1 protein-coding gene is annotated in these 6,732 nt (G+C 44.8%); it reads right to left on the minus strand.

Features of this window, described 5'->3' with window-relative positions:
- Positions 1-12: 12 nt before the first annotated feature.
- Positions 13-5,631, minus strand: coding sequence for a hybrid sensor histidine kinase/response regulator (locus tag PN498_RS01265; protein ID WP_272060857.1), 5,619 nt, complete (start codon positions 5,629-5,631; stop codon positions 13-15).
- Between the last annotated feature and the right edge of the window lie 1,101 nt (positions 5,632-6,732).

Raw genomic sequence — 6,732 nt, forward strand, 5'->3', positions numbered from 1 at the left:
GATAGGGTGTTGCTATAAATCGATGTTTTTCAAAGCTGTCCTCAACTGACGATAGTCATAGTTCTCAGCTAGCTTCAGCAAATACTGTGCAACATTAGTGTGAGTCTCCAAGAGAGGATGGCTCAGTAGATTCACAACCTTTAGACCATCAAGCCGTTTTGCTGCTTGGTCTAGCGCATTTCGCCAAGTTGACGGCATTGAACTCAAAACTTGGGCAATCTCAGCTTCAGTGACGATGGTAAAACTTGGACTGTTCAACTGATTTGACTCATCTTTTAAGGGCATCGGTTCAAGTCTCTGAGGAGCAACCTCCGCTAGACTCGATTGGCTATGAGCTGTGAACGAAAATATAGATCCTTGCTTCAGTTGACTCTTCACAGCAATTTCTCCTCCCATTAGCTTGGCAAACTGTTGGCTAATTGCTAGACCTAATCCAGTCCCTGTTTTTGTCTTTACGCCACTATCGGTTTGCTCAAAAGGGACAAATAGCTTAGATAGCTGATCAGCAGCGATCCCCTCACCAGTATCTTCAACCTCAAAATAGAGACTTTGAGCGTTACTCTTTATCCGTAAAGTAATGTGGCCCTGGCAAGTAAATTTAAAGGCATTACTGAGCAGATTAATAAGAATCTGACAAATCTTTTTCTCATCCCCCACAAACTGTAGCGGTAAATCCACTGCCGGTTCTAGGGAAAATTGCAATCCTTTTTGTTCAATACGCAATCGAAAAAGAGCCTCGATGGTTTCTAAAAGATGCCTTAGCTCAAAGCAAGTTTCTTTAAGTGTTTGCTTACCAGCTTCTAGCTTAGAAAATTCTAAAATTTCGTTGATTAGATCCAAAAGGTGCTCACCGCTATGGTGAACGAGCTTGAGGCGTTCCTGATGAGGCTCAGCTAGCGTGACGTCTCGCGCCATAATTTGGCTAAAGCCCAAAATCGAATTCAAGGGAGTACGTAGCTCGTGACTCATACTGGCTAAAAATCTTCCCTTAGCTTGGCTAGCCAGCTCGGCTGTCTCTTTCGCTACCTGAAGTTCCATCGTACGTTCGGCAACCTTCTGCTCAAGCGTTGTATACAGCTGAGCATTTTTCAGAGAAATGGCGACCTGGGTCGAGAGCAAATTAAGGATTTGCATACGCTCGCGCGTAAAGGCCCCAGTAACTAAATTGTTCTCTAGGTATAAGATGCCAACTAATTTTCCCTGCAAAATGAGTGGCATACACAAAGCTGACTTGGTCTGATGCTGCCGGATGTAAGCATCTTGAGTAAAATCTCCAGTAGCGATCGCGTCATGCAGCACCACGCTTTTTCGCGTATGTCTGACGTAGTTAAATAGTCCAACCGGAACTGCACCCTCAACGGGTAAACCAACTAAGACTTGGGGGGGTTCATCGACATCCACACGCCCCGTTGCCTCAATGTAAAACTGTCCGTCTGTTTCCAAAATAAGGTAACCGCTTTGAGCCCCCGCATTTTCCATCAAGACAGTCATCAACTGAGCTAACACCTTCTCCAGCACAATTTCGCGAGTGATCGCTTGGGAAGCCTTCATCAAGGACTGTAAATCTAAGTCTATGGCCCCTGAGGCGATCACCGATTGGGTCTCTGTGAATAGGGAATTGGAGACTCCAGTACCTGTAGAGGGACTGAGCCACTGGGCATATTGCTGCTCCAGTTGTTGAACTTTGAACTTTGCGCCCCAGAGTTCATAAGCGTGACGGGCCTTGTACCAATAGCCCTGAGCAAATTCCGGTTTGTCCTGACTCAACCAAAACTTGGCTGCGAGTTCGTTGGCTAGGGCCTCTTCCTGGATAAACTTTTGGTCTAAAGCCGCAGCAATAGCCTGATCATAGAGCCTGCAGGCATCCCAAAAGTGCTGGTCAATTCGAGCTAACTCGGCTTCGACCAGCCAAAACTTATGCAAAAAGTTTTCTGGACAGCTTTGAGACCAACGCTGTAGTTCCAACTGTAATTCTGTGATTTCCTGACGGTACGCGACTTGAGCCTGAGGGGACGCCGTGGCATGAAGCTGAAGGAGAATGAGCGAGGTATACAAATTTAAGGTCGCGTTGGAGACCACGCCCAAGATGTAGCTTCGCAGCTTCTTCGCTTGCCGCGCATACTCTAGAGCTGTATGAGGATCTCCCGACAAATAGAGCAACATCGCCCTCAGAATGTAGTAGCGACAGAGGCCACTAAAGCTTTTATGGGCTGTACAGTCACGAACATAGCTAGCTTCGTCAGTTGAGTCTAAAGGGAACTGGGCTGGATCTCTGAGGGTTGCGATCGCGGACTGATAGCCTAGCAGGGCATCGATAGCCCATTGATTTTTGACTTTCTGGCAAAAGGACAAGGCCTCTTGCAAGTCAATAGTCAATGCATCGAGAGCTTTACCTTGAAAAAATAAATTAGAGATGCGATAGCTGAGGGTGTATCCCACATATTGCAGTTCGCCGGACTCGATACCTGCCTGCACTCCAGTTTGATTAATAGCATCAGCAGCATTCACGGGTTTAACCCAGGAATGCACAAAATTGCTGAGGATAAAACAGGCACGCGATTTTTGCGTCAGATTGTGGTATCGCTCACTCAGCTTCAGGGAAACCCTACAAGATTCATAGCTTGCGGGATAATCCTGCAGCACTGAGCCCAGCAAGGTGCCGTAGTTGGAGTACCCATAGCATGATGCAGGTGAGTTGCCGTACTTCAAAAAGAGACGAATTGAAAACACCACAACGATCTGCCAGACTGTTTGATTGAAACGATAGGCCGCAGACCCCATGTTGGAGAGAAGCTTGATGGCAAGTCGTTGCTCGGGCTGTTCAATTTCAGGTAAATCTAGCAGCGTGATTAGCGGGCGATCGCCCAGTTGCGTTTGCAAGTCGCGATAGCTGTATTCAAACGCCGTTACAAAGTTTTCTTTAGGAAAATCAAATCCCAAAAGCTGTAAGGCTTGTCGACCATACTCTAAGGCTTGGGCATAGTCAGTGCGAATTGTAGACTGAACCACCAGCAAGTTATAAGCTTCAGCCTGATCTAAAACAGTGTTAGCTTCAGCCAAAATCGTTTCCAATCGATGCTGAGATTGCCTAAAATCGCCCAGGAGATAGGCCACTTTTGCCTGTTCTTGATAGAGATTTAGGATCAGGGAATAGTGATCGTTCCAAGCCGTCCCAGTTGCCTTATCCAAGCAATTCAGCCCGCTACACAGATAGTTGTGAGCAGCCTTGTAAGCGGTTGATTGTTTTGATTGTCGGGCAACCGCCAAATTTAAGTGGGCTAGATCAAGCAGAAAACTAGCGTCAGCTATTTGCCGCTGCCCCAGATTCAGGTGGTCCACAATTTCAAAAAGACGCTCGTGTGGTTGAGTCACAGATTGAGTTTCTTGCTGAAGCAGCAGCTGACCGATTTTAAGATGCTGCATTTGCTTCTGGTGATCACTCATCAGTCCGTAAGCTGCTTGCTGTACACGGTCATGCAAAAACCGATAGGTTTGAATCAGCAGCGTCTCGTCAGGTTCAGAGATGGTCAATATTAGCCCCGCCTGAATGGCAGCCTTTAAAGACTGGGCAATGGCAGCTGTCGGTTGACGTTCAATGATTGCCAGTGTCTTGAGATCAAATTTTTCTCTCAAACAGGCAGCCGAACACAGGAGCCGTTGAGTCGCTTGAGGCAGTTTTTCAAGCTTGTCCGTCATCAACGTCACGACGTTATCCGTCATCTCACACGCTTGAATTTGTTGAATATTCCACCGCCAGCAACGCTGATTGAAGTCAAAGAAGACTAGATGTTCAACCACCAATGTTTTCAGAAATTCCCTCACGAAAAAAGGATTGCCGCCGGTTTTAGTGCTAACCAGATCAGCTAAGTCAGCAACTGTTTGCGTATCACATGTGAACGTATCTGCTAGCATCGCCTGCACATGCTGCAAAGTGAGCGGAGTCAGCATAATAGTTGTTTGCTTAAACCCCTCCTCACGTAATGTCTTCAACATAAACATTAGAGGATGAGTCAGGCCAATTTCGTTATTGCGATAGGCTCCAATAAAGAGGTGTGATTGCGTTTGTCCTGATACTGAAGCAGACGACTTCCGAACTCTCAACATAAGCTGGATTAACTCCAGACTAGCTGCGTCGGCCCACTGCAAATCGTCTAAAAAGATGACCAAGGGATGGGCAGGATCATCAAAGACCTGAACAAATCTCTGAAAGATTAAATTAAATCGGTTATGAGCTTCTACTGCCTCTAAACTGGGCACGGGAGCCTGAGGACCTATGATGAGTTCCAGATCAGGAATCACATCGACAATAACCTGTCCACTATTGCCCAATGCCTGTTTGAGCTTAGCCTGGCATGCTTGCAGTTGAGCTTGATTTTCCATCAACAGCAATCGCACTAAATCGCTGAAGGCATCGGCTATGGCGGAATAAGGCACATTGCGCTGCCGCTGATCAAATTTTCCCGTAATGAAATACCCTTTTCGCTGAGTAATGAGCTGATCAACTTCCTGAACTAGTACCGATTTGCCGATGCCAGCGTGACCACAAACGATGACAAATTCAAGGGCTTCCTCAACGATTACTCGATTGAATGTCGTTAGTAAGGTGCTAATCGCCTCCTCTCGACCATAAAGCTTCTGAGGAATTTTGAGTCGGCTGGAATAGTCCCAAGCTCCCAAAGAAAAGCTTTGAACGGAGCGGTTAGCCTGGATATCACGAAGACACCGTTCTAAGTCAGCTTGAATACCTTGAGCACTTTGATAGCGGTCTTCAGCATTTTTATTCAATAGCTTGAGAACAAGTTTTGATAGGACGAGAGGAATATCAGGTCTTTTATCTTCCAGCGGGGGAGGGTTTTGAGCTAAATGTTGATGTATTAATTCCAAAGGATCTGCTGCCCTAAAAGGGACTTCTTGAGTTAGAAGTTCATAGAAAGTCACCCCCAGAGAATAGAAATCAGTCCGATAGTCTAGCAGCCGATTCGTTCGCCCCGTTTGTTCTGGAGACATATACGCTAATGTGCCTTCCAAAATCTCAGGATTCTTTGGAAAAAGATTGGTTTCGGACAGTTGGGTTGCAAAACTAAAATCAACAATTTTTAATTCGTTCGTCGTGGGATTTAAAAAGATGCTATTAGGATTAATATCTTTATGAATAATTTGAGAGTGATGAATATAATTTAAGGCCTGGGTAATTTGAATAGCGAGTTTCAGGAAAACGATTATCTCCAGATTAACGTGGCAGAAAAGACTGTGAAGAGAGTCGCCTCCAAAATCCTCTAGAATCATGATCAAAGTCTTTTCATGAAGTTTTAAGTCGCAAGCTCGAACAACATATTTTGACCCGTAACTTGCTGATATGCTGGTTTGTTGCTGTGGATCAGTAATGTTTGTATTTTTAGCTGTGGCGATCAAATTACAGTTAGGATTTAATAATTGAATAATAGTGTATTCTTGGCGAAAACGCGCTACAGCATCAGGAGAAAAATGGTTAGGGTTTAACTGTTTAAGAATTATGGCTTTGCACGTAGAAGCCGCATCACTATTCTCAGCTACAGCTCTTGCTCGATAGACTGACAGCCTTGCATTTTCGTAAAGCCGCTGATGCGCTTCATAGCCTGGCAGATTGAGCATGGAGGCTTCTCTAGGCGATTGGGCTAAATTGCTTTATGGAAGCAATCTACAATCTCAAGAAAGGGTAGGCAATAGCTGAATCTTGGGTTGTTGAAGACTTAACAAATCATCCTCAGGGGCCAATCTCAAATTTATTGATAACAAAACAGGATCTTAAGGTCGGTTAAAACACAACGAGTTTGGGTAATAGCGCTGTCTCAAAAGATCGGGCTTGCTTAGATTCAAATAAGATTTATTTAGAGCGATCGCTGGAGATTGTTAGATTAACGAATTAGCGATATCGGCGTTGCTGAGTTCAGAAATGAATGCTTGATAGCTCGCACAGCGTTGGTCCTATAAACTCGCATCTTGAAGGACTTCCAGCAATGACTTCTCGGTAAGGGCAACCCCAACACTCCCATTAACCAAGTAACGCCAACGATATCTGTATGATTCAAAAGACCTATGTACACAGCGTCAGAAAAAGCAATCCCTAAAAGGTCACTTTTGATCATATCTTGCTGCTGAATGGCGCGGGAAAGTTGGAACTGTCATCAATACTGTCTCTCTAAAGACGCCTTGTAGCTTAAAGAAATTATGTGACTAGATCTAATGCTTTTAGGGATTTTGTAGGCTAGCCGCGATTGCCATAATAGGGGTGCTCTGAATGAAGTTAATCATTAAGGGGCGGGTCCCTGCTATGGAGACAATTGTTCAAACCCAAAAGTTCTGAATTCTAGTCAGACAAGATGGGGAGCACGTCATGTTTAGAGGTGACCCTGTATGGCTTACTCTGTAGAAAGAGCAAAGCTTTACAGGTCTAACTCGAAACATTTTATAAGTCTTTCATGGCATCAATATAAATTGTTTTTAGCAACCTAGCACGCGAATCATCAGGATGAACCATAATGATTTTTCAAATTACATCAAGCTATTTAATGACGTGGATCTTCGGAAAAAAGAAGAGGTGTTCGATTTCAGCGCAGCGTAGCGAATTGTAGAGCAGGGAAACCCATCATCCCGCTGACAAGTAACACCTAAATCTTTACCGTAGCCCTAGAAAAATAAGATGGAATCTCTAACCATTCCGGTTTTTGGCTCTTCCTTAGTGGGGTTTGGGTG

This window comes from Oscillatoria sp. CS-180, assembly GCF_028330965.1.
In the GTDB taxonomy this organism is placed as follows: domain Bacteria; phylum Cyanobacteriota; class Cyanobacteriia; order Phormidesmidales; family Phormidesmidaceae; genus Halomicronema.